17 protein-coding genes are annotated in these 23,201 nt (G+C 72.4%); 10 read left to right on the top strand and 7 right to left on the bottom strand.

Annotation, left to right across the window (positions count from 1 at the left end; genetic code table 11):
• Window positions 1-3: 3 nt before the first annotated feature.
• Window positions 4-2,472, bottom strand: a complete 2,469-nt coding sequence (locus ACIRL2_RS01750; protein WP_395869292.1) for a DNA topoisomerase (ATP-hydrolyzing) subunit A — start codon at window positions 2,470-2,472, stop codon at window positions 4-6.
• A 250-nt stretch (window positions 2,473-2,722) separates the two neighbouring features.
• On the opposite strand from ACIRL2_RS01750, the gene ACIRL2_RS01745 reads away from it, so the two are divergent.
• The 4 genes from ACIRL2_RS01745 to ACIRL2_RS01730 all read left to right on the top strand — a co-directional run bounded on the left by ACIRL2_RS01745 (window position 2,723) and on the right by ACIRL2_RS01730 (window position 8,323).
• Window positions 2,723-2,968 carry a DUF2630 family protein gene (locus tag ACIRL2_RS01745; protein ID WP_395869290.1) on the top strand — a complete coding sequence of 82 codons (246 nt, stop codon included), beginning with the start codon at window positions 2,723-2,725 and terminating at the stop codon, window positions 2,966-2,968.
• A 128-nt stretch (window positions 2,969-3,096) separates the two neighbouring features.
• Entirely contained in the window at window positions 3,097-4,416 is a 1,320-nt protein-coding gene (locus tag ACIRL2_RS01740) for a M16 family metallopeptidase (RefSeq protein ID WP_395869288.1), read from the top strand.
• Window positions 4,413-5,777 (top strand): M16 family metallopeptidase, encoded by a 1,365-nt coding sequence (locus tag ACIRL2_RS01735; RefSeq protein WP_395869286.1) that lies wholly within the window; start codon window positions 4,413-4,415, stop codon window positions 5,775-5,777. Before ACIRL2_RS01740 ends, ACIRL2_RS01735 begins: the two co-directional genes overlap by 4 nt.
• Before the next feature lie 77 nt (window positions 5,778-5,854).
• Window positions 5,855-8,323 carry an HAD-IC family P-type ATPase gene (locus ACIRL2_RS01730; RefSeq protein ID WP_395869284.1) on the top strand — a complete coding sequence of 823 codons (2,469 nt, stop codon included), beginning with the start codon at window positions 5,855-5,857 and terminating at the stop codon, window positions 8,321-8,323.
• Window positions 8,324-8,391: 68 nt separating this feature from the next.
• Here the strand turns inward: ACIRL2_RS01730 and ACIRL2_RS01725 are convergent, their stop codons facing one another.
• On the bottom strand, window positions 8,392-8,811 hold the full coding sequence (locus ACIRL2_RS01725) for a hypothetical protein (RefSeq protein ID WP_395869282.1): 420 nt from the start codon (window positions 8,809-8,811) through the stop codon (window positions 8,392-8,394).
• Window positions 8,812-8,987: 176 nt separating this feature from the next.
• On the opposite strand from ACIRL2_RS01725, the gene ACIRL2_RS01720 reads away from it, so the two are divergent.
• Window positions 8,988-9,677: a hypothetical protein gene (locus tag ACIRL2_RS01720; RefSeq protein ID WP_402229401.1), complete on the top strand. Its 690-nt coding sequence runs from the start codon at window positions 8,988-8,990 to the stop codon at window positions 9,675-9,677.
• A 44-nt stretch (window positions 9,678-9,721) separates the two neighbouring features.
• On the opposite strand, the gene ACIRL2_RS01715 is transcribed toward ACIRL2_RS01720, so the two are convergent.
• Window positions 9,722-11,446 (bottom strand): AMP-binding protein, encoded by a 1,725-nt coding sequence (locus ACIRL2_RS01715; protein ID WP_402229398.1) that lies wholly within the window; start codon window positions 11,444-11,446, stop codon window positions 9,722-9,724.
• 210 nt (window positions 11,447-11,656) lie between these two features.
• On the opposite strand from ACIRL2_RS01715, the gene ACIRL2_RS01710 reads away from it, so the two are divergent.
• Window positions 11,657-12,952, top strand: coding sequence for a four-carbon acid sugar kinase family protein (locus tag ACIRL2_RS01710; RefSeq protein ID WP_402229395.1), 1,296 nt, complete (start codon window positions 11,657-11,659; stop codon window positions 12,950-12,952).
• 79 nt (window positions 12,953-13,031) lie between these two features.
• Here the strand turns inward: ACIRL2_RS01710 and ACIRL2_RS01705 are convergent, their stop codons facing one another.
• Both ACIRL2_RS01705 and ACIRL2_RS01700 read right to left on the bottom strand, forming a co-directional pair.
• Window positions 13,032-14,042, bottom strand: coding sequence for a pseudouridine-5'-phosphate glycosidase (locus ACIRL2_RS01705; RefSeq protein ID WP_395869274.1), 1,011 nt, complete (start codon window positions 14,040-14,042; stop codon window positions 13,032-13,034).
• A gap of 30 nt (window positions 14,043-14,072) precedes the next feature.
• On the bottom strand, window positions 14,073-14,411 hold the full coding sequence (locus ACIRL2_RS01700) for a VOC family protein (protein WP_395869272.1): 339 nt from the start codon (window positions 14,409-14,411) through the stop codon (window positions 14,073-14,075).
• A gap of 123 nt (window positions 14,412-14,534) precedes the next feature.
• Between ACIRL2_RS01700 and ACIRL2_RS01695 the strand changes: the two genes are divergently transcribed.
• From ACIRL2_RS01695 to ACIRL2_RS01685, 3 genes are all read left to right on the top strand, one after another.
• A complete protein-coding gene (locus ACIRL2_RS01695; protein ID WP_402229390.1) occupies window positions 14,535-17,267 on the top strand; it encodes a GNAT family N-acetyltransferase in 2,733 nt (910 codons plus the stop codon).
• 595 nt (window positions 17,268-17,862) lie between these two features.
• A complete protein-coding gene (locus ACIRL2_RS01690; RefSeq protein WP_161365428.1) occupies window positions 17,863-18,450 on the top strand; it encodes a DUF5998 family protein in 588 nt (195 codons plus the stop codon).
• A complete protein-coding gene (locus ACIRL2_RS01685; protein WP_402229388.1) occupies window positions 18,447-19,613 on the top strand; it encodes an alkaline phosphatase family protein in 1,167 nt (388 codons plus the stop codon). The genes ACIRL2_RS01690 and ACIRL2_RS01685 overlap by 4 nt, the downstream gene beginning before the upstream one ends.
• Before the next feature lie 461 nt (window positions 19,614-20,074).
• Here ACIRL2_RS01685 and ACIRL2_RS01680 read toward each other — a convergent pair whose 3' ends face one another.
• Window positions 20,075-20,854, bottom strand: coding sequence for a VOC family protein (locus ACIRL2_RS01680; protein WP_395859886.1), 780 nt, complete (start codon window positions 20,852-20,854; stop codon window positions 20,075-20,077).
• Window positions 20,855-20,963: 109 nt separating this feature from the next.
• On the opposite strand from ACIRL2_RS01680, the gene ACIRL2_RS01675 reads away from it, so the two are divergent.
• On the top strand, window positions 20,964-21,806 hold the full coding sequence (locus ACIRL2_RS01675) for a sulfurtransferase (protein ID WP_402229386.1): 843 nt from the start codon (window positions 20,964-20,966) through the stop codon (window positions 21,804-21,806).
• 97 nt (window positions 21,807-21,903) lie between these two features.
• Here the strand turns inward: ACIRL2_RS01675 and sepH are convergent, their stop codons facing one another.
• Window positions 21,904-23,028 (bottom strand): septation protein SepH, encoded by a 1,125-nt coding sequence (gene sepH, locus ACIRL2_RS01670; protein ID WP_402229383.1) that lies wholly within the window; start codon window positions 23,026-23,028, stop codon window positions 21,904-21,906.
• Window positions 23,029-23,201 lie beyond the last annotated feature (173 nt).

Raw genomic sequence — 23,201 nt, 5'->3', positions numbered from 1 at the left:
GGCTCAGACGGTGCCCGGAGGGCCGCCGACCACCTCGACATGCTTGACCAGTGGCGTGCCGGAGCCGTCCCGGCGCGGATCCGGGGCGGGCAGTTCGACCGGCGCTCCCTTCGCGTCCGAGCCGCGGATCGGTGCCCGGCCCGCCCAGGCCAGGCGCAGCGTGGTCTCGCCCTTGAGGAAGCGCTGGCAGCGCACCCCGCCGGTGGCTCGACCCTTGCGCGGATACTCGGCGAACGGGGTGACCTTGCAGGTGCCGTACTCCGAGCCGAACAGCGCGTCCCCGCTGTAGGCGGCGACCGTGACCACCATCGCGTCGGCGCCCGGATCCACCGCGGTGAACGAGAGCACGGACTGTCCGGTGCCGAGCTTGATCCCGGCCATGCCGCCCGCCGGGCGGCCCTGCGGGCGCACCATCGAGGCCTGGAAACGCAACAACTGGGCGTCGTCGGTGATGAAGACCAGGTCCTCCTCGCCGGTGCGCAACTCGACCGCGCCGACGATGGCGTCGCCCTCGCGCAGCGTGATCACCTCCAGGTCGTCCTTGTTCGCCGGATAGTCCGGCACGACCCGCTTGACCACCCCCTGCGCGGTGCCGAGCGCGAGCCCGGGGGAGTCGGCGGACAGGGTGGTCAGGCACACCAGTCGCTCGTTCGACTCCAGCGAGACGAACTCGGACAGCGGTGCGCCGCCGGCCAGGTTCGGCGCGGTCGCGGTCTCCGGCAGCGAGGGCAGGTCGACCACGTTGATCCGAAGCAGCCGGCCGGTGCTGGTGACCGCGCCGACCTCGCCGCGCACGGTGGCCGCGACCGAGGACACCACCAGATCGTGTTTGGATCTGGCCCCCTCGGGCGGCAGCGGGCCGCCGGTGGAGGTGCGGGCGAGCAGGCCGGTCGAGGACAGCAGCACGGTGCACGGCGCGTCGGTGACCTGGAGCGGAACGGCCGCGGCGGGCACGTCCGCCGATTCGAGCAGGACCGTGCGGCGCGGCGTGCCGTACTTCTTGGACACCGCGGCCAATTCGTCCGAGACCACCTTCCGGAGCAGCTTGTCGTCCTCCAGGATGGTGGTCAGTTCGGCGATCTCGGCGCGCAAGCGCTCCTGCTCGGCCTCCAGTTCGATCCGGTCGAACCGGGTGAGCCGGCGCAGCGGGGTGTCCAGGATGTAGGACGCCTGGATGTCGGAGAGCGAGAACGTCTCCATCAGACGTTCCTTGGCCTGCGCCGAGTTGTCGCTCGAGCGGATCAGCTCGATCACGCGGTCGATGTCGATCAGCGCGACGAGCAGGCCGTCGACCAGGTGCAGGCGCTCCTGGCGCTTGCGGCGCCGGAACTCGCTGCGCCGGCGGACCACCTCGAAGCGGTGGTCCACGTAGACCTGGAGCAGTTCCTTCAGGCCCAGCGTGAGCGGCTGGCCGTCGACCAGCGCGACGTTGTTGATGCCGAAGGTCTCCTCCATCGGCGTCAGCTTGTAGAGCTGCTGGAGGATCGCCTCGGGGTTGAACCCGTTCTTGATCTCGATGACCAGACGCAGGCCGTGCGAGCGGTCGGTGAGGTCCTTCAGGTCCGCGATGCCCTGGACCTTCTTGGCCTGCACCAACTCCTTGATCTTGGCGATCACCCGCTCCGGGCCGACGTTGTACGGCAACTCGGTGACCACGATGCCCTTGCGGCGTGCGGTGACCGACTCGACCGTCGCGGTGGCGCGGATCTTGAAGGTGCCGCGGCCCTTCTCGTACGCGTCGCGGACCCCGCCCAGGCCCACGATCCGACCGCCGGTGGGCAGGTCGGGGCCGGGGACGTGGCGCATCAGGTCGTCGAGTGTGGCGGTGGGGTGTCGGATCAGGTGACGCGCGGCGGCGACCACCTCGACCAGGTTGTGCGGCGGCATGTTGGTCGCCATGCCGACCGCGATCCCGGACGCCCCGTTGACGAGCAGGTTCGGGAACGCGGCGGGCAGGACGCCCGGTTCCTGTTCCTGGCCGTCGTAGTTGGGGCCGAAGTCGACGACGTCCTCGTCGATCGAGTCGACCATCAGCATCGCGGCCGAGGACAGCCGGGACTCGGTGTATCGCATCGCGGCGGGCGGGTCGTCGCCGCCGAGCGAGCCGAAGTTCCCGTGGCCGTCGATCAGCGGCAGGCGCATCGAGAACGGCTGCGCCATGCGCACCAGGGTGTCGTAGATGGGGCCGTCACCGTGCGGGTGCAGCTTGCCCATCACCTCGCCCACGACGCGGGCGCACTTGACGTACCCCCGGTCCGGGCGCAGGCCCATCTCGGCGGCTTGGTACAGGATGCGGCGATGCACGGGCTTGAGCCCGTCGCGGGCGTCCGGCAGTGCCCGCGAGTAGATGACCGAGTAGGCGTACTCCAGGAAGGAGCCCTGCATCTCGTCGACGACATCGATGTCGAGGATGCGTTCCTCGAAGTCGTCCGGTGGCTGCGGACCGGAAGTTTTCGTACTACGGCGGGCCATGCGCGGCGTTGCTCCTTTGCTTCTTCGGGCCGGCGCCGGGCCGTGTCTCCCGTGTCCGCCCGAGGGCGGCGCGGCCGGGGACGGCCCGCACGGCGTGCCCATTGTGACGCGCCGGTGCGACATGTGAGTGCATCGACCCGGGTGACAGCGTGCTTGAGGGCCGTGCGAGGAGGGAAGGACAGCTTCTTGGCCCACGGTTGTGCCGCACTCTCCGGCCGCCGTCCGAGCAGGAAGAACGAAGGGTTTCCCGATGGACGACAAGCAGATCCGCGAACGCATCACCGACATGGTCGAGCAGGAGCGTGCCCTGCGGGACCAACTTGCGCAAGGCGTGATCTCGTCCGGTGAGGAGCATGCCCGGTTGGCCGAGGTGGAGGCCGAACTCGACCAGTGCTGGGACCTGCTGAGGCAGCGTCAGGCATTGCGGGACGCCGGCGGGGACCCGGCGACGGCCGCGGCGCGGCCGGCGCGCGAGGTGGAGGGCTATCAGCAGTAGTCGTCCGCGGGCGGGCTTCGCCGATCGCGAACAGCCCGAAAGCGGGAGTCGAACGGGCACCGCGCGTCGTTAGGGTGAGGGTGGCCGCCGGCGCGGCGGTCACTCTCCAGGAGAGGACGGTTGGGCATATGGCAGGACCGGCGACTGCATCGTTGGGGTTCACCGCGACCACGCACACCCTCGGCAACGGGCTCCGCGTGGTGCTCTCGGAGGACCACGTCGACCCCGTGGCCGCCGTCTGCCTCTGGTACGACGTGGGCTCACGGCATGAACGGCCCGGGCGGACCGGCCTCGCGCACCTCTTCGAGCACCTGATGTTCCAGGGTTCGGCCAACGTGCACGGCAACGAGCACTTCGAGTTCGTGCAGTCCGCGGGCGGTTCGCTCAACGGCACCACCAGCTTCGAGCGCACGAACTACTACGAGACCATGCCCGCGCACCAGTTGGAACTCGCGCTGTGGCTGGAGGCGGACCGCATGGGCGGGCTGCTGAAGGCGCTGACCGAGGAGAGCCTGGACAACCAGCGCGACGTGGTCAAGAACGAGCGCCGGCAGCGCTACGACAACGTGCCCTACGGCACCGCGTGGGAGCGGCTGGTGGCGATGGCCTTCCCCGAGGGCCACCCGTACCACCACATGCCGATCGGCTCGATGGCCGACCTGGACGCCACCTCGCTCGCGGACTGCCAGGCGTTCTTCCGGACCTACTACGCGCCCAACAACGCGGTGCTCGCGATCGTCGGCGACGTGGATCCCGAGCAGACGCTGGCCTGGGTGGAGAAGTACTTCGGCACCATCCCCGCGCACGACGGCAAGCCGGTGCCCGCGGACGGCACGCTGCCGCCGGTCCTGGGCGCCGAGGTGCGCGAGACGGTGCACGAGGAGGTGCCCTCGCCGGCCCTGATGGCCGCGTACCGGATGCCGGCCGACGGCACCCGGGGCGCGGACGCGGCGGACATCGCGCTGACCGTGCTCGGCGAAGGGGAGAGTTCGCGGCTGAACACCCGGCTGGTGCGGCACGACGAGCTGGCGATCTACGCCGGGGTGGGCCTGATGCGCCTGTCCGGCACCGCGTCGGTCGCGATGTTGGACGTCAAGGCGTCCGGGTCGGGCGCGGTCGGGGCGATCGACGCGGCGCTGGCCGAGGAGTTCGCGCGGTTCGCGGCCGAGGGTCCGACCCCGGCCGAACTCGAACGTGCGCAGGCCCAGTTGGAGCGGGCCTACCTGGACACGATGGCCACGGCCGGCGGCCGGGCGGACGAACTGTGCCGCTACGCGACGTTGTTCGGCGACGCGAACCTGGCGTTCACCGCGCTGGACCGGCTGCTGGACATCACGGCCGAGGAGGTGCGGGCGGTCGCCGCCGAGCGCCTGGTGCCGGACAACCGTGCGGTGCTCGTGTACGAACCGACCGACGACGCGGACGAGAACGAGGAGCAGGTCGCGTGACCCAGACCGGCGAGATGGTGTTCCACCCGCGCCCCGGCGCGGGCCCGGCCCGCGAGTGGACCTTCCCCGCGCCCGAGCGCTCGGTGCTGGGCAACGGCCTCGCGGTGCTGCGCGTGGACCGACCCGGCCAGAAGGTGGTGGCGGTCGAGCTGGTGCTCGACTCGCCGCTGGCCGCCGAGCCGACCGAGCGCGAGGGCGTCGCGACCATCATGGCGCGCGCGCTCACCGAGGGCACCGACAAGATGGGCGCCGAGGAGTTCGCCGCCGAGTTGGAGCGCTGCGGCGCGACGATCGACACCGACGCCGATCATCCGGGCGTGCGGGTCGCGCTGGATGTGCCGGCCTCGCGCCTGGAGCGGGCGCTGGGGTTGCTCGCGGACGCGGTCCGGGCGCCGGCGTTCCCGGCGGACGAGGTGGACCGGCTGGTGCGCCAGCGGCTGGACGAGATCGTGCACGAGCTGGCCAGTCCGCCCCGGCGGGCGGCGCTCGCGCTGAGCGCGACGCTGTTCGACCCCTCGGTGCGACTGTCCCGGCCGCGCGCCGGCACCTCGGAGAGCGTCGCGCGGGTGGACCGCACGGCCGTGTGGGACTTCTTCACGGCGCACGTGCGTCCGCAGACCGCCACCCTGGTCGTGGTCGGCGACTTCGAGGGCGTGGACGTCACCGGTGTGCTGGAGCGCACGATCGGCACCTGGCACGCGGAGCCGGCCGAGCCCTCGCGACCGGCCCCCGTGCTCGCCGACGACCACGCCCGGGTGCTGATCGTGCACCGGCCGGGCAGCGTGCAGACGCAACTGCTGGTCGGGCGCACCGGACCGGGCCGCGAGGACGCCTCGTGGCCGGCCCTGACCATCGGTACGTACTGCCTGGGCGGCACGCTCACCTCGCGCCTGGACCGGGTGCTGCGCGAGGAGAAGGGCTACACCTACGGCGTGCGCGCGGGCAACCAGTCGTTGCCGGTGGGCTCGCTGCTGGCGATCCACGGCTCGGTGGAGACCGACGTCACCGGGCCGGCCGTCGCGGACCTGGTCACCGTGCTGCGCACGCTGGCCGCCGAGGGCCTGGAGGACGTCGAGCGGGACGCGGCGGTGCAGAGCATCGTGGGCGTCGCGCCGCTGAAGTACGTGACGCCGCGCGCGGTGTGCGACTCGCTCGCGGACATGGCCGCCGAGCGGCTCCCGGACGACTACCTGCCGGAGCTCTACCTGCGGCTGGCCGACGTGGCCACCAAGGACGCCGCCGCGTCGGCGTCCGCCGCGTTCGACCCCGAGCACCTCGTGGTGGTCCTGGTGGGCGACGCGGACAAGATCCGCGAGCCGCTGGAAGCACTCGAAATCGGACCGGTCACGGTCGTCGAATAGGCGCGTGCGGCGGTGGGCGGATCCCAACGGGCGGCCCACCGCCAACCGCGATCTCCCGGGGCACTTAACGTAGACCCATGACTCAGCCGTTGCCGGGCGCCGGGCCCGGAGAGACGACAGCCATTCCGCCGGTCGACGGACCCGACGGGAAACAAGGCGATGCCCCCGTGCCGCTCGGCGTCGGACTGACCGCCGCGGACGTCGCGGAACGGGTCGCCAGGGGCGACGTCAACGACGTTCCCGTGCGCTCCAGTCGCTCGACGTCCGAGATCGTCAAGGCGAACGTCTTCACCCGGTTCAACGCCGTCATCGGCGTGTTGTGGCTGATCATCCTGTCCGTCGGGTCGGTCAAGGACGGCCTGTTCGGTTTCGTGATCATCGCCAACACCGGGATCGGGATCATCCAGGAGATGCGCGCCAAGCGCACCCTGGACCGGCTCGCGGTGATCGGCGAGTCCAAGCCGGTGGTGCGCCGGGACGGGCGGGCCGTCGCGCTGTCCCCCTCGGACCTCGTGCTCGACGACGTGATCGAGCTGGGCGCGGGCGACAAGGCAGCGGTGGACGGCGTGGTCGTCGAGGCCGACAACCTCGAGATCGACGAGTCGCTGCTCACCGGCGAGGCCGACCCGGTGATCAAGCGCCCGGGCGACCCGGTGATGTCCGGCAGCTTCGTGGTGGCCGGCAACGGCGCGTTCACCGCGACCCGGGTGGGTCGCGAGGCGTACGCCGCGCAGCTCATGGAGGAGGCCAGCAAGTTCACGCTGGTGGCCTCGGAACTGCGCAACGGGATCAGCACGATCCTCAAGTACGTCACCTGGATCCTGTTCCCGGCCTCGATCGCGCTGATCATCAGCCAGTACCGGCTGGAGGACACCACCTGGCGCGAGGCCGTCACCCGGATGATCGCGGGCATCGTGCCGATGGTCCCCGAGGGCCTGGTGCTGCTCACCTCGCTGGCGTTCGCCGTCGGTGTGGTGCGTCTGGGTCGCAAGCAGTGCCTGGTCCAGGAGTTGCCCGCGATCGAGGGTCTGGCCCGGGTCGACGTGGTCTGCCTGGACAAGACCGGCACGCTCACCGAGGGCGGCATGAACGTCGCCGAGGTGCGCGAGCTGGCCGAGGGCCTGCCGGTGCGCTCCGCGCTCGGCGCGCTCGGCACCACCGAGCCGCGCCCGAACGCGAGCCTGGCCGCGATCATCGACGAGTGCCCGGCCGAGCACGGCTGGACCTCGGTGGAGAGCGTGCCGTTCTCGTCCGCGCGCAAGTACAGCGGCGCGACGTTCGAGGTGGCCGGTGCCCGCGCCACGTGGTTGATCGGCGCCCCCGAGGTGCTGGTGACCACGCAGGCGCACGGCGAACTGCTCGCCGACGCCGAACGGCTGGGCGGACAGGGCCTGCGGGTGTTGATGCTGGTCCGCACCGACGCCCCGCTCGCGGACACCGTGGACGCCCTCGTCGGCGGCCCGGACGGCGCCGACGTGACGCCCGCCGCGCTGGTGGTGCTGGAGCAGCGGTTGCGGCACGACGCCGGCGCGACGTTGGACTACTTCGCCGATCAGGGCGTGGCGGCCAAGGTGATCTCCGGCGACAACGCGATCTCGGTCGGCGCGGTGGCCGCCAAGCTCGGCATCAAGGGCGCCGAACACCCGGTGGACGCGCGCACGCTGCCCACCGATCAGAACGAGCTGGCGGACGTGCTGGAGGCCAACACGGTCTTCGGCCGGGTCACCCCGCAGCAGAAGCGGGACATGGTCGCCGCCCTCCAGTCGCGCGGGCACAACGTGGCGATGACCGGCGACGGCGTCAACGACGTACTCGCGCTCAAGGACGCCGACATCGGTGTGTCGATGGGCTCGGGCAGCGAGGCCACCAAGGGCGTCGCGCAGATCGTGCTGCTGGACAACAGCTTCGCGACGCTGCCGTCGGTGGTCGGCGAGGGCCGCCGGGTGATCGGCAACATCGAGCGGGTCTCCAACCTGTTCCTGACCAAGACCGCCTACTCGGTGCTGCTGGCCATCCTGGTCGTGATCGCCAACGTGCCCTACCCGTTCCTGCCCCGGCACCTGACCCTGCTGGCCTGGTTCACCATCGGTACCCCGGCGTTCTTCCTGGCCCTGGCGCCGAACAAGGAACGCGCCCGTCCCGGCTTCGTCAAGCGGGTGCTGCGCTACTCGGGCCCCTCCGGGGTGATCGCCGGCACGGCGACCTTCACCGCGTACCTGCTGGCCCGCTCGTACTACGGCGCGACGGACGCCACCCGTACGGCCGAGACGTCGATCGCGACGCTGACGCTGTTCCTGGTCGGCCTGTGGGTGCTCGCGATCATCGCCCGTCCGTACACGTGGTGGCGGATAGCGCTGGTGCTGGTGATGGGTGCCGGGTTCGCCACGGTGATCTCGGTGCCATGGCTCCAGGACTTCTTCGAACTCAAGCTGGTCGGTACGCGGATGCCGTGGACCGCGGTCGGCCTCGCGGTGGCCGCCGGAGTGCTTCTGGAGATCGTCGCGTACTGGAACAAGCGCCGCCTGGCGAGCGAGGTGGCCGCGTAGGCGCATCGGGTGCGGGTCGGGCATCGGCCCGGCCCGCACCCGATGCGGACCGCCCCGCCACCGCGTTCCTAGGACAGGCCCCGGCGGTCCCTGCCCCGCTCGGCGAGGGCCAGGGCCACGCCGAGCACGGCCGAGCCCCCGGCCAGGCCCGCGATGAAGGCCCGCCGTCCGCGCGGCAGCCTCCCGCGGTACGCGCAGGTGATCAGCGTGTCGCCGAGGTCGGCGGCGGAGCCCGCCAGCGCCCAGGCGCGGATCGGTTCGCCGCGGCCCGCCGCGAACATCGCGCCGGCGCCGAGCGCGAGGTCGCGTCCGCCGAGCGCGCGGGCGAAGACCAGCGCGCCGGTGCGCTCCGCGTCGTCGCCGATCCACGGTCGGGACACCCGCACCGGGTCGAGCAGCGCGACCACGCCCAGCGCGGCCCGGGCCCCGCCCCAACCGAACGTCGCGGTGCGTACGAGCCCGTCGGATTCACTCGGCGTAGTCGTCACGGTCGTCACCGTATCGCTCCCGCGGCACTTCAGCGGTCATCCATTTCGTGCATTAGCCTCGCTCTGCCGCACACACGCATCGGCGACATCGAGCGATCCGCGCCGTCGTGACGTTCCGTCACGCATCCACGGGGGTGGAGGAGGCGCCGGTCGCCCCACGGGGATGGAGAACCACGTTGTACCTGCGTAAGCCTGCCGTACCGGGCCTGTTGATCGCCGCATCCGTCATCGCGCTGTCCAGCGGATGCGGTCTGGTCGACAAGGTCAAGGGCGACGACGACAAGAAGAAGAAGGACCCGGCCACGGCCGCGCCCCAGGCGGGCGGCGGCTCGACCGGCGGCGCGAGCGGCGCGCCGGCCACGCAGCCCGGCGGGGGCAAGGGCACCGCGCCCGCAACCGCGCCGGAGACCGGCAAGCCCGGCGGCACCGTCGATGTCGGCGCCAAGGACTTCTGCAACCTGCTCACGCCCGCCGAGCTCAAGGGTGTGCTGGGCAGCGAGGTTCCGCGCACCAAGAACGACCCCACGCTGCACAGCTGCCGCTACTACGGCCCGGGCGACTCGTCGCTGCTGACCGTGCAGTACTTCACCCAGAGCAGCAGGCTCTCCGGCACGGCGGAGAGCGTGGCGGCCAAGAACGACGCGTCCAAGTACGGGAAGCCGATCACCGATCTCGGCGCGTTCCCGACGCTGTACGTGGCCGGGGACGGCGCCTATCCGGCGCCCTCGGTGCCCGAGGTCTACTTCGTCAAGCCGCGCGGCACCGACCTGATGGTCGAGGCGCACGTGTCCCTCGCGCCCGCCGCGAAGGGCCTCCCGCGTACGCAGCACATCGCGATCGCCAAGATCGTCGCCGACAAGATCTGAGCGCGTTCCGGGGCCGGGCCTGTGGCGGCCCGGCCCCGGTCCGGTCAGCCCTTGAGCTCCGGGAAGTCCTCCTCGAACCACTCCAGCGCGCCCCGTCCGGCCAAGTCGCCCTCGTGCAACTCGCGTTCGCGACCCCGCAGTTCGACCCGGCGGATCTTGCCCGAGATGGTCTTGGGCAACTCCGCGAACTCGATCCGGCGGATCCGCTTGTACGGCGAGAGCACCTCGCGCGCGTGCCGCAGCACGGACAGCGCGGTCTCACGGGTGGGCTCGTGCCCGGCGGCGAGCACCACGTACGCCTTCGGCACCGCGAGCCGCACCGGATCCGGCGAGGGCACCACCGCGGCCTCGGCCACCGCGTCGTGCTCGATCAGCACACTCTCCAGCTCGAACGGCGAGATGCGGTAGTCGGACGCCTTGAACACGTCGTCGGAGCGGCCCACATAGGTGATGTAGCCGTCCGCGTCCCGGGTGCCGACGTCGCCCGTGTGGTAGAAACCGTCGCGCATCGACTCGGCCGTGCGCTCCGGGTCGTCGAGGTAACCGGTCATCAGACCCAGCGGGCGTGCCGCGAGTTCGAGGCAGATCTCGCCCTCGGCGCCCTCGCCGGTGACCACCTCGCCGGAGATCGGGTCGAGCAGGGCGACGGTGTACCCGGGCAGCGGCCGGCCCATCGAGCCCGGCCGGACCTGCTGTCCGGGCGCGTTGCCGATCTGCGCGGTGGTCTCGGTCTGGCCGAAGCCGTCCCGGATGGTCAACCCCCAGGCGGTCCGCACCTGTTCGATGACCTCCGGGTTGAGCGGCTCGCCCGCGCCGATCACCTCGCGCAGCGCGGTGCGCCACGCGCCGAGGTCCTCCTGGACCAGCATCCGCCACACGGTCGGCGGCGCGCAGAACGAGGTCGCCCCACAACGCACCATCGTGTCCAGCAACGGGCGTGCGGCGAATCGCTCCTGACGCACGATCAGGATCGTGGCACCGGCATTCCAGGGAGCGAAGAAATTGCTCCAGGCGTGCTTGGCCCAGCCGGGCGAGGAGATGTTCAGGTGCACGTCGCCCGGCCGCAGGCCCAGCCAGTACATCGTGGACAGGTGCCCGATCGGATAGCTCGCCTGGGTATGGCCCACCAGCTTGGGCTGCGCGGTGGTGCCGGAGGTGAAGTACAGCAGCAGCGGGTCGGCCGCGGCGGTCGGCCCGTCCGGCACGAACGCCTCGTCCGCGCCCTGTGAGTCGTGCGCGTCGGCGAACGCGAGCCAGCCGGGGCTCGGTTCGCCCACCGCGATCCGGGTCCAGTCTCCGGGCACCTCGGCGAAGCCCGGAGTCACCGCCGACTCGGCGATCACGTGCGCGACGTCGCCGCGGGTGACCCGGTCGGTCAGATCGGCGGGCGCGAGCATCGTGGTGGCCGGGATGATCACCGCGCCGAGCTTCATCGCGGCCAGCATCGCCTCCCACAACTCGACCCGGTTGCCCAGTACCAGCAACACCCGGTCGCCGCGCCGCACCCCGCGCGCCCGCAACCACGACGCGACCCGGTCGGAGCGCCGGGCCAGTTCGTCGAAGGAGACCTTGGTGTCGGTGCCGTCCTCGGCCACGATCCACAGCGCGGTGGCGTCGTTTCCGCGCGCGTTCGGGTCGAACCAGTCGAGCGCCCAGTTGAATTCGGTCGGCTCGGGACGCGGGAAGTCCCGGCACGCGGTGGGCTGGTCCTCGCGGTGTTCGAGCAGGAAGTCGCGCGCTGCGCGAAACGCCTCGGTCGCACCCGTCATCGCCGAATTCCTCCGTCTGTCGTGCGGTGTCGCCTTACCGCAGCACCGCTGCATCGGTGCAGGAACGCACCCTCGCATCACCCGTTCGAGCGGTCAACGACCGGCTCCGGGCTCCTCACGTTGACCGTCGCGGCGCCGGGCCGCAAGACTCCGAGAGGCTACGGAAACAAGCGCACAAAGATGATCTTGATCCGACATTCGGGACCGTAATTGACAGACAGTACGGGGCGATCCGGCCCGCGCGTGCTCGTCCTCGCCGACGACCTCACGGGCGCCAACGCCACCGCGGTGCGCTTCGCCCGGCGGGGGATGCGCACGCTGGTCACCGGCGGTCCACCTCGGGCGTGCTCCGGCGCGCCGGAGGTACTCGTGTTCGATCTGGCCACCCGGCACCTGCCCGGGGTGCAGGCCGCGCGGCGGGTGGTCGCGGGCGCGTCGGTGTTCCCGGACGCGCCGCTGGTGGGCAAGCGCATGGACGGCACACTGCGCGGCAATCCCGGCGCGGAGACCGGCGCGCTGCTGCACGTGCTCGACGCCCGTCCCGGGCCGCCGGTGCGCGCGTTGGTGGTGCCGGCCCGTCCCGATGCCGGCCGGCCCGTCGAGGCCGGTGTCGCGCACGCGCACGGCGTCCCGATCGCGGACGGCGAAGTCGCCCGCGACGGGTTCGGCCCGGTGACGTCCGCGGCCGTGATCGAGGCGTTCGACACGATCGATCGGGCGATCGCGCACGTCCCGCTCGACGTCGTGCGCGGCGACCCGCCCGGCCTGGTCCGGGCCCTGTGCGATCCGGCCGCCCGGGTGCTGGTCTGCGACGCGGTCACCGACGCCGATGTGGAGACGCTCGCACTGGCGGCGGCGACCGGCGCGCTCGCGGGGGAGTCGCGCTGGCTGCCGGTGGATCCCGGGCCGTTCGGCGCGGCGCTGGCGAGCGCGCTGGGCACGGTGCCCACCGGTCGACCCGTGCTCGGCGTCGCGGGCAGCCTCAGCCCGCTCGGCCGCGAGCAGATCGCCTGGACCCGGCGCCGACTGGGCGCGCGGTGGCTGGAGGTGGGCGACGCGCCCGATCCGGTCCGGGTCGCGGCCGACCTGGTGGCGCTGGCCCGCACCGGCACACCCCTGGCCGGGATCCGCACCCTGGTCCCGGACCGGGCCGATCCGGTGGTCTCCGCCCGGCTTCCGGTGCTGCTCGGCGAGGCGGTCGGGCGCGCGCTGGCCGCCGCGCCGTTCGCGGGGGTGTACGCGACGGGCGGGGACATCGCGGGCGCGGTGTGCATCGCGCTCGGCGCGGACGGGCTCGCGGTGGAGACCGAGGTGCAACCGCTGGTGCCGGCAGGGCGACTGGTCGGAGGGCCGTACGACGGGCTGCCGTTCGCCGCGAAGGGCGGCTCGGCGGGGGACCCGCACGCGGCGGTGGCCTGCGTGTTGCACCTGCGGATGAGCTCCACCGTCCGGACGGCCCGGCCGGCGGCGGTCACGACGTCGCAGATCGACGCCGGACGGTGGTAGGAGCACGCTCCCGCGACGGGCGCCCCACCCGGCCGGCATCGGCCCGGAGTCGGCGGTGCCGGCGCCCCGATCGGGCCGCTCAGGCGATGGTCAGGGCCTGCGCGATGCGGGCGGCCAGGTCGGCGTTGTTGAGGATGAGGGCGATGTTGGCGTTCAGGCTCGCGCCGCCGGTCTCGCGGTGGAAGACGTCCAGGAGGAACGGGGTGACCGCCTTGCCGCGGATCCCGCTGTCGGCCAGCGCGGTCAGCGCCCGACGCAACACCCGATCGTGCAGGTCCGGGTCCACCTGATCGGCCCGCGGCACCGGATTCGCCACCACGAGGGCGTTCCGCCCCAGGCCGAGCGCCTCGTGCGCGCGCACGACGTCGGCCACCTCGTCCGCGGTGTCCACCCGCCACTCCAGCCGGTGGCCGGAGTCGGCCAGGTAGAACCCCGGGAACGCGTGCGTACCGAAACCCATCACCGGCACGTTGAGCGACTCCAGCCGCTCCAGCGTCGCGCCCACGTCCAGGATCGACTTGACCCCCGAGCACACCACGGTGAGCCCGCAGCGGGTCAGCGCGATCAGATCCGCCGACTCGTCCCAGCTCTCCCGCGCCTCGCGATGCACCCCGCCCAGGCCGCCGGTGGCGAACACCCGGATGCCCGCCTGATGCGCCAGGTGCGCGGTCGCGCCCACGGTGGTCGCGGCGTGCCCGCCCCGGGCGGCGACCAGGGCCAGGTCGCGCATCCCGGCCTTGAGCACGTCCCGGGACATGGCGACGAACTCGAGCGTCTCGGCGTCCAACCCGATCGACGGTCTGCCGTGCACGAGCGCGATCGTCGCCGGGACCGCGCCCGCGGCCCGGACCCGTCCCTCGATCTCGCGGGCGATCCGCAGGTTGTCCGGGCGCGGCAGCCCGTGCGCGATGATCGTGCTCTCCAGGGCGACCACGGGTCGGCCGGCGGCGAGCGCGTCCGCGACCTCCGGCAGGATCCGCAAGCCGTTCACCGGTAGGACGCTACCGGGCGCGAGCGGCAGCGGCGGGGCATACGCGCCGGGACGCGTGGGTTCGGCCTCGCCCCGGCGCTCGGACACTCCGATGATCATGGCTATCCGCCGTCCCGTCGCGACCCGTGGTCAGCGTCGCGGTTGGTACAACACGGCGGCCCATCCGTCGGGCCCGGTCACCTGAACCCGCACCTCGTGCGGTCCCTCGACCGACTCGCCCACGGTGAACCCGCCCTCGCGCAGCGGCGCCAGGGCCGCCTCCAGGTCGGCCACCTTGACCATGACCGAGGCCGACTCGCCCTCGCGGTCGGTGCCGGCCAGCGCCAGTCGGCCGCCGTTCACGTCGAACTGCGCCCAGCGCTCGCCGTCGACGAAGGTCGGTTCCGCGCCGAGCACCGCGGTCATGAACCGCACCGCCGCGGCCATGTCGGCGACGGGGAAAGCGGCGGACAGGCCCTGAGCGGACATGGGTTACCTCCTGCGGCGAGACCGGGCACGGTATCTGATGGTCTATCAGGCGCGCCGGACACCCACCGAGTCGGGGCGGCTCGAATCCGCCGGCGACGCGTCGCAGGGGCTAGCCTCGCAAACGTGGAGCCCACCGACACCGCAGGTCCGTCGCCGAAGCCGCCCGAGCACTGGGAGGCCGACGTCGTGCTGCGCGACGGTGCCACCGCCCACGTGCGTCCCGTCGGTCCGGACGACGCCGGTCGCCTCGTCGACTTCTACGCGCGCGTCTCCGCCGAGTCGAAGTACCTGCGCTTCTTCACGCCCTACCCCCGGCTGTCCGACCGCGACGTGCGGCATTTCACCACGCACGACTGGGTCGACCGGGTCGGCCTGGGCCTGTTCGTCGGCGACGAGATGGTCGCGATCGTGCGCTACGACCGGATCGGCCCGGACGGACGCGCGGTGCGCACCGGCCCGCAGGGCCGCTCCTCCACCGCCGAGGTGGCCTTCCTGGTCCAGGACGACCAGCAGGGCCGGGGCGTGGCGTCGGTCCTGCTCGAACACATCGCCGCGGTCGCCCGCGAGCGCGGCATCCGACGCTTCGTGGCCGACGTGCTGCCCTCCAACCGTCGCATGGTCACGGTGTTCACCGAGGCCGGCTACACCCAGCAGTCCGCGTTCGAGGACGGCGTGGTCCGACTCACCCTGGAACTCGCGCCCACCGAGACCTCGCTCGGGGTCATGCTCGGGCGTGAACACCGCGCCGAGGCACGCTCGATCGCCCGACTGCTCACCCCGCGCTCGGTCGCGGTGATCGGCGCCAGCCGGCACGAGGGCACGGTCGGCAACACGCTCCTGGCCAACCTGCGCTCGGGCGAGTTCACCGGCGAGGTGTACGCGGTCAACCCGAAGGCGGGCAGCGAGCCGATCGACGGCGTGCCGACCTACGCCTCGGTGGTGGACATCCCCGGGGGAGTGGACCTGGCGCTGGTGGCGGTCCCGGCGGACGCGGTGCAGCAGGTGGTCGAACAGTGCGGGCGCAAGGGGGTGCACGGTCTGGTCGTGGTGTCCTCCGGTTTCGCCGAGACCGGTCCCGAGGGCCGCGAACGGCAGCGGCGCCTGGTCCGCGCCGCGCGCCGGCGTGGGATGCGGGTGATCGGACCCAACTGCCTCGGCGTGCTGAACACCGACCCGGACCTGCGGGTCAACGCGAGCCTGTCGCCACGGATGCCGCGCCGCGGCCGGGTGGGCATGTTCGCCCAGTCGGGCGCACTGGGCATCGCGATCCTGGAGTCCACCGTGGGCCGCGGGATCGGGCTCTCCACCTTCGTGTCGGCGGGCAACCGCGCCGACGTCTCCGGCAACGACCTGTTGCAGTACTGGGAGGACGACCCGGCCACCGACGTGGTGCTCCTGCACCTGGAATCGATCGGCAACCCGCGCAAGTTCACCCGGCTCGCCCGCCGGGTCTCCCGGGCCAAACCGGTGGTCGCGGTCAAGTCCGGGCGGCACAGCCAGGGCGTCCCGCTCGGGCACGTCACCCGCGCGCTGACACTGCCCGACTCGGCGGTCGACGCGCTGTTCCGCCAGGCGGGCGTGATCCGGGTGCCCACCGTCGCCGAACTGTTCGACGTGGGCCAACTGCTCGCCTACCAACCGTTGCCCGCCGGCGACCGGATCGCGATCATCGGCAACTCCGACTCGCTGGGCCTGCTCACCCAGGACGCGTGCGCGAGCGCGGGCCTGCGGCCCCGGCGCCCGGTCGACCTGACCACCTCCGCGACCGCCGACGACTTCCGCGACGCGCTCGCCGACGCGCTGGCCTGCGCCGAGACGGACGCGGTGATCACCGTGTTCATCCCGCCGCTGACCACCTCCGGCGACGAGGTGGCGAGCGTGATCGCGGAGATGGCCGGGCACGCGGCACAGATCGGCAAGCCGCTGCTGACCACCTACCTCGCGCACGAGGGGTTGCCCACCCAACTGCGCCGGCTGGACGCGGACGGTGTGCCCGCGCTCGGCTCGGTGCCCTCCTATCCGGCCCCGGAGAACGCGGTCCGCGCGCTCGCCGAGGTGGTGCGCTACGCCGCGTGGCGCCGGCGACCCACCGGATCGGTGCCCGAACACCCCGAGGTACGCACCGATCAGGCCCGCGCGCTGGTCCGCGCCCGACTCGGCGCCGCGGACGCGGTGGGCCTGTCCCCGGCGGACGCCGCCGACCTGCTGGCCTGCTACGGCGTCGACCTGCTGCCCGCGGTGCGGGTGGACAGCGAAGACGCGGCGGTCCGCGCGGCGACCGAACTGGGCTACCCGGTCGCGCTCAAGACCATCGCCGAACACCTGCGGCACCGCGTGGACGTGGACGGGGTACGTCTGGACATCGGCGCGGAGGCGGGACTGCGCCGGGTGTTCCGGGAGATGACCACCCGCCTGGGCGGCCCGGACCAGGCCCGGCTGGTGGTGCAGCCGATGGCGCCGCACGGGATCGCCACCGTGCTCGGGCTCACCTACGACGAGTCGTTCGGCGCGGTGTTGTCCTTCGGACTGGCCGGCCCGGCCACCGAGCTGCTGGGCGACGCGGCCTACCGACTGGTGCCCGCCACCGATCAGGACGTGGCGGATCTGGTCCGCGAGGTGCGGGCGGCGCCGATGTTGTTCGGCTACCGGGGCGCGCGCCCGGTGGACGTGCCGGCCCTGGAGGACGTGCTGTCGCGGCTGTCCCGATTGGCCGACGACCTGCCCCAGGTCACGTCCATCGAACTGAACCCGGTGATCGTGGCGGCGGAGGGCGCGCACGTGCTCGGCGCGCAGATCCGACTGTCCCGCCCGCCGGCCCGCACCGACCTCGGCCCCAGGTCGCTGTCCCGACCGTAGCCGGCGCCGTGGCACGTCGAGCGGCGCGCCGATCCCGGCTGATCCCGGCTGATCCCGGCGGAAGCCGTCCGGAGATGCGGAACCGCCGCCGTACTCACATGCCACCCCGAGCTGTGGCACCTACGTACGGCGGCGGCTCCAGGCCGGATCCGCTCCGCGGCATGCCCCTCCGCGCCTGCCCTCCACATGGCCGCGCAATTCATGCCGTTCGACGCTGTCCGGACCAGGCCGCCCCGCGCCGGTCGTTTCCCCGAGTGTCCCCGGCGGTGAGGCGGTGTCACTCGCTCCCTCCCTCGAGGACGCGAGTGTCGCGAGAGTTCCGTCGGTGCCACCGTGTCGACGGCGCGTCCCTGTTGCCCCGGCGGTCCTCTCAGGAGACGAGTCAACCCCGCCGGGGCCTCCACCGGGAGGGCGCACGGAAGGCGCACGGTGGCGATCCGTAGATGTCGCACCAACAGCGCGCATCCACCTCACCCGTTCGGTCCTGTCATTACATCGACAAACCGTCACCATTTGGCAACGGCAGGTGCGCAACCCCACCTTCGAACGGGGCGGATGGCGCACGTGTGCCCTTGGAGGTGCCAGGATGGGGGGTATGGCTAAGACCACCACCTCGACCCAGGGGCTGCGCACGGCCATCGAGCGCAGCGGTTACTACCCGAGCCTCGTTGCCGACGCGGTCGAGTCCACGATCGGCACCGAGCCGGTCGACGCTTTCCTGGTGCACCAGGAGACCACGTTCGATTCCAATGAGGTCCGCCGCCACATCACCGTTCTGGTGCTCACGCCAGGCCGTTTCCTGGTCAGCCACACCGACGAACACGCACCCGACGACACGTCGCCCACTCCCTACGCGACGACGTCCACCGAGACCGTTCGGATCGACCGCCTCGAGTCGGTCGTGGTCAGTCGCGTCGTGGGCAACCCCGCCGAATACGTCCCGGGAGCCCCGCCCCGCGAGGCCGTGCTCACCATCGGGTGGGGCGCGGTCGGCCGGATCGACCTCGAACCGGCCGGGTGTGCCGACCCGAACTGTGAGGTCGACCACGGCTACACCGGCTCGTTGACCGCCGACGACCTCTCGCTGCGGGTCAGCGAGGCCGCCGACGGTCCGGAAGCGGTGGAGCGCACCCTCACGTTCGCCCGCGCGCTGTCCGAGGCAGTGGCCGGCATCAACCAGTGAGTGCCTCCGTCTGGCTCGACGAACAACCCCCGGTCCCGTTGCCTCGCTACGGGACCGGGGCGTTGTCCGACCTGATGCCCTCGATAGCCGCCTCCCTCGGCATGCCCGGAGAGGAGAACACGCTCGGCCTCGCGCCCGCGCGCGCCGCGTGCGTGTTCCTGATCGACGGCCTGGGCTGGGACCTGCTGCGCGAGCATCCGGTCGAGGCGCCGTACCTGCACTCGCTCCTGGAGACGTCGTTCGCGGGCAGCGGCCGGCCCCTGACGGCCGGCTTCCCGGCGACCACCGCGACCAGCCTCGCGTCGTTCGGCACCGGGCTCACCCCGGGCGTACACGGCCTGGTCGGCTACTCGGTGGCGGTGCCCGGCGAGAACCGGCTGATGAACCAACTGCGGTGGGTCGACGACATCCGTCCGCGGGACTGGCAGCCGTACCCGAGCCTGCTCGAGCGGGCCGCCGCCGCCGGGATCACCGTCGCGCAGGTCAACGACGGCATGTTCGAACACACGCCGCTGACCAGGGCGGTGCTGGGCGGCGGTCGCTACATCGGCGCCGAATTCGGCGCGCCCAGGGTCAAGGGCGTGCACAAACAACTCGCCCAACCGGGGCCTGTGCTGGTGTACACCTACGCGAGCGAACTCGACCGCTGCGGCCACGGTATGGGCGTCGACTCGCCCGAATGGCGCGCCGAGCTGCGCCGGATCGACGGCGTCGCGCGGGCGATGGCCGAGGGGCTGCCCGCCGACTCGGTCCTGTACGTGACCGCCGACCACGGCATGGTCGACGTGGCGCCCGAGAAGCGGATCGACGTGGACACCGACCCCGCCCTGTCCGCCGGCGTCGCCCTTTTGGGCGGCGAGTCCCGCGCGCGGCACGTCTACACGCGCCCGGGTGCGACCAGGGACGTGCACGCGATCTGGGACGACATGCTCGGCGACCAGATGTGGGTGGTCACCGGGGAGGAGGCGATCGAGTCCGGCTGGTTCGGCCCGGTCGTCGAGGACCGGGTCCGTGCCCGCGTCGGTGACATCGTCGCGGCGGCCTTCGGCGACATCGCGGTGGTCGCCTCCCGCCGCGAACCGGGCGAATCCCGCCTCACCGGCGTGCACGGCTCGATGACGTCGGCGGAGCAACTGGTGCCGCTGCTGGAGGCGCGCGGCTAGGCCCTGTCCGGCGGACAGGACCTGGGCGTGTCCTCACGTCACGCCCGGGCGCCGCGCTCATGCCCAAGGGCGCTCATGCCGAAGGGACGGCCTCCGGACGAGGCCGTCCCTTCGATGAACCCGGGCCGGTTCAGGCCTGGTTGCGCCGCTTCGACGCGACGAGCGTGGCGACGCCCGCGGCGGCGGCGAGCAACAGGACGATCTTGAACAGCTTGCCCATGGAAATGGACCCCCTCGATGGTCGGGACGAAGAAGATGCGTCTCCCGGCCGAGGAAGGCCGCGGGCGACGTGATCCGTGTGTACGTAGGCGCACGGGTCCCGCCGATCCCGGACCCCGTTTCCGGACGGGAGCCCGTCACGCTCGACTCTACGTCACCCGTTTGATTCAAGGGCGGAGTGGTTTCGGCCGGAGCGGCGGGTCGAACCCGGCACTCCCGCAGGTGAATTCGGACCGGATGGACTATTGCGGATCATTCGGATTCGATGCCACCGCGATCACGTTGAACACCGCGCCCTGCGGATCCCGCACGGCCGCCAGTCGGCCGTACGGCGACTCCTCCGGGCCGCGCAGCACCCTGCCGCCCAGGCTGTCCACCCGGTCGACGGTCTCGTCCGCGTCGCGCACCGCGAAGTACGCGGCCCAGTGCGCCGGCGGGCCGTTCCGCGCGCCCGCCACGCCGCCGCGCAGGACACCGCCGACGTGGAACGTCGCGTAGTCGAAGTCGGCGTCGGACATGTCCTCGTAGGTGAAGTCGAAGACCGCCGTGTAGAACTCCTTGGCCCGTGCGCTGTCCGGCGTGTACAACTCGTTCCACACCACCGCGCCGGGCTCGTTGACCACGCCCGCGCCGTTGTGGTCGCCCGCCTGCCACACGCCGAACACGGCGCCGGTGGGGTCGGCGGCGACCGCCATGCGGCCGAACGTCATGACGTCCATCGGTGGCGCGATCACCGTGCCGCCGGCCGCGCCGACCCGTCGCAGCACCGCGTCCGCGTCGTCCGCGGCCAGATAGGTGGTCCAGGCGACCGGGCCCTGTCGACCGGGCATGCGGCCCATCAGGCCGGCGACCGGACGGCCGCCGAGCGTGCAGGTGGTGTAGTGGCCCACCCCGGCCGGCCCGATCTCGCCCTCCCAGCCGAACAGGCCGCGATAGAAGGCCAGTCCGGCTTCGACGTCGGGGACGCCCAGGTCCACCCAGCAGGGCACCCCGGTGGGATATCGCGAGGTCCACTCGCTCATCGATGCCTCCTCGACAGATGCCGACAATTCGGGACGATCCGTCATCGATGCTGCCACCCGCGTCGGACATGTGCTCGTCGATGGCCGCCGCACGAGGCAGGATGCCGGTATGAGTTCCCTGATCAAGGCGGCCGACCTGGCCGCCGCCCTGGACAGTTCGTCGCCGCCGCTGGTGCTCGACGTCACGTGGCAACTCGGCGGCCCGCCCGGCATCGAGGCGTACCGGGTCGCCCACATCCCCGGCGCCCACTTCGTCGATCTCGCCGCGGAGTTGTCCGGACCGCACACCCCCGGCGGCGCCGGCGGCCGGCATCCGATGCCCGAGCCGGCCGCGTTCGGCGCGAGCATGCGCCGGTTGGGGATCGGCCCGGAGACCGACGTGGTGGTCTACGACGGTGGGCCGAGCGTCGCCGCGGCGCGGGCGTGGTGGCTGCTGCGCTACTTCGGCCACGATCGGGTGCGCGTGCTCGACGGCGGCTTCGCGGCCTGGACGGCGGAGCGGCACCCGGTCACCGACGTGGTGCCGGAACCCGCCGCACCGGGCGCGTTCGTCCCGCGCCCGGGCGGGATGACACGCCTGGACGCGGACGAGACCGCGGCCCTGGTGGCCGCGGGCGGGGTGCTGCTGGACGCTCGTGCCGCGGAGCGCTTTCGGGGCGAGACCGAGCCGATCGACGCGAAGGCCGGCCACATCCCCGGCGCGGTCAGCGCGCCCGCGACCGAGTACACGCACGCCGACGGCCGCTTCCACGAACCCGCCGAGCTCAAGGAGTACTTCGCGGCCCGCGGCGCGGTCCACGGTGCCCGGGTCGCCGCGTACTGCGGTTCCGGCGCGACCGCCGCGCACGAGGTGCTCGCACTGTCGCTGGCCGGCGTGCCGGCCGCGCTGTACGCCGGTTCCTGGAGCGACTGGATCACCGACCCGGAACGCCCGGTGGCCACCGGCGAGTAGCGCGCTCGGACCGCGGTGCCGGCGACGAGCGCACGACAGGAGCCGAGGGCCCGCACGGGCCCTCGGCTCCTGTCGTACCCGTCTGTCGTGCCGTCGATCATTCCCGGCGCTTGCGCCTGCTCCCGAACACGATCTCGTCCCAACTGGGCACGGTCGCCCGGCGGCCGGGACGCACGCCGTCGGCCTCGGCCTGTCGGTCGGTGCTGCCGACCAGCCGCTCGCGGTGCGGGCCGACCACGCCGCGCGGCACCAGGACGTTCTCGTACGCGCTGCCCGCGCCCGCCGCCGCGGCGGGGGCCTGGGTCTCCTCTTCCTCGATCGGTTCGGCGCGCTCCGGGCGTTCCGCCCGCTCGACGCGTTCGATCCGCTCGGGACGCTCGACGCGCTCGATCCGCTCCGGGCGCTCGGCCCGTTCCGCCCGCTCGATGCTGCCCACGCGCGGGCGTTCGGCCAGTGCGGTGACGTCGATGCGCATCGGACCGGGCGAGGCCGACTGGGTCTGCGGTTCGCCGCGCAGACCCGGGACGGCGTCGAGCAGGCTGGTGATCGCGTCGTCGTCGCTCTCGCGCGGAATGGTGGCCAGGCGCGGTCGGAACGGGAACGGGGTCTCGGACGCCGCCGGGTGCTCGCCGATCAGCGAACGGGCCTCGTCGTCGTTGGTGGTGACCAGGCGCCGGGGCGGATCGAAGCTCCAACTCGCGGAGCGCATCTCGCCATCGGCGCGGTAGAGCAGCAGGATCTCCCAGCTACCGTCGTCGCGCCGCCACGAATCCCACTGCACGGACTCGGAGTCCGCGCCGCGCAGGTGCAGGCGTTCGGTGACGATCTCGCCGAGCAGCGGGCCGGTGCTCTCGCCTTGCCGACGGATGGGGGTCTTGCGGGCGCGTTCGGCCATGAAGGCGCGCTCGGCGAGGACCGGGCCCTCGAAACGCCGCACCCGGTCCACCGGGATTCCGGCGAGCTGTGCGACCTCCTCCGCGGTGGCACCGGCCCTTATCCGGGCCTGGATGTCACGCGGACGCAGCTGGCTCTCGACCTCGATCTCGATCTGGCCGAGCCTGGCGCGGTCGCCCCTGACGGCGGCACGGAGCCGTTCGTCGATGGGCAACATGTACTCAGTGCCGTCGGCAGCCTTCAGCACCAACCGTGTGCCGTCGTTGCTGACGGCCACGACACGCAGTTCGGGCATGGGGACCTCCCGGGTGGTGCCTGCCGACGTCACCTGCGTCGTTGCTCCCGCTACGAGTGTGACCTGCCCAGCCTCGGCGTGGCCACAACCTGACCGAGTTGTCCGGCGTGTCGGATTTATTACCTGACTGGCCGAATTGCCTTGGTTACACCATTTCGGGTAGATACCGGGGCGGCGCCCCACCCTGACCTCCGCGGTCGGTCGCC

Origin of the sequence: Embleya sp. NPDC127516 (assembly GCF_044765325.1) — a bacterium.
Classification (GTDB): domain Bacteria; phylum Actinomycetota; class Actinomycetes; order Streptomycetales; family Streptomycetaceae; genus Embleya.
Note: the sequence above shows the minus strand (reverse complement) of the source record. Positions and strands in the feature narration are given on the sequence as shown.

Bases quoted from the DNA above. Each gene is read 5' to 3' on its own strand.
- ACIRL2_RS01750 (WP_395869292.1), bottom strand. From the start codon at position 2,472: ATGGCCCGCCGTAGTACGAAAACTTCCGGTCCGCAGCCACCGGACGAC.
- ACIRL2_RS01745 (WP_395869290.1), top strand. From the start codon at position 2,723: ATGGACGACAAGCAGATCCGCGAACGCATCACCGACATGGTCGAGCAG.
- ACIRL2_RS01740 (WP_395869288.1), top strand. From the start codon at position 3,097: ATGGCAGGACCGGCGACTGCATCGTTGGGGTTCACCGCGACCACGCAC.
- ACIRL2_RS01730 (WP_395869284.1), top strand. From the start codon at position 5,855: ATGACTCAGCCGTTGCCGGGCGCCGGGCCCGGAGAGACGACAGCCATT.
- ACIRL2_RS01715 (WP_402229398.1), bottom strand. From the start codon at position 11,446: ATGACGGGTGCGACCGAGGCGTTTCGCGCAGCGCGCGACTTCCTGCTC.
- ACIRL2_RS01705 (WP_395869274.1), bottom strand. From the start codon at position 14,042: ATGATCATCGGAGTGTCCGAGCGCCGGGGCGAGGCCGAACCCACGCGT.
- ACIRL2_RS01700 (WP_395869272.1), bottom strand. From the start codon at position 14,411: ATGTCCGCTCAGGGCCTGTCCGCCGCTTTCCCCGTCGCCGACATGGCC.
- ACIRL2_RS01690 (WP_161365428.1), top strand. From the start codon at position 17,863: ATGGCTAAGACCACCACCTCGACCCAGGGGCTGCGCACGGCCATCGAG.
- ACIRL2_RS01680 (WP_395859886.1), bottom strand. From the start codon at position 20,854: ATGAGCGAGTGGACCTCGCGATATCCCACCGGGGTGCCCTGCTGGGTG.
- ACIRL2_RS01675 (WP_402229386.1), top strand. From the start codon at position 20,964: ATGAGTTCCCTGATCAAGGCGGCCGACCTGGCCGCCGCCCTGGACAGT.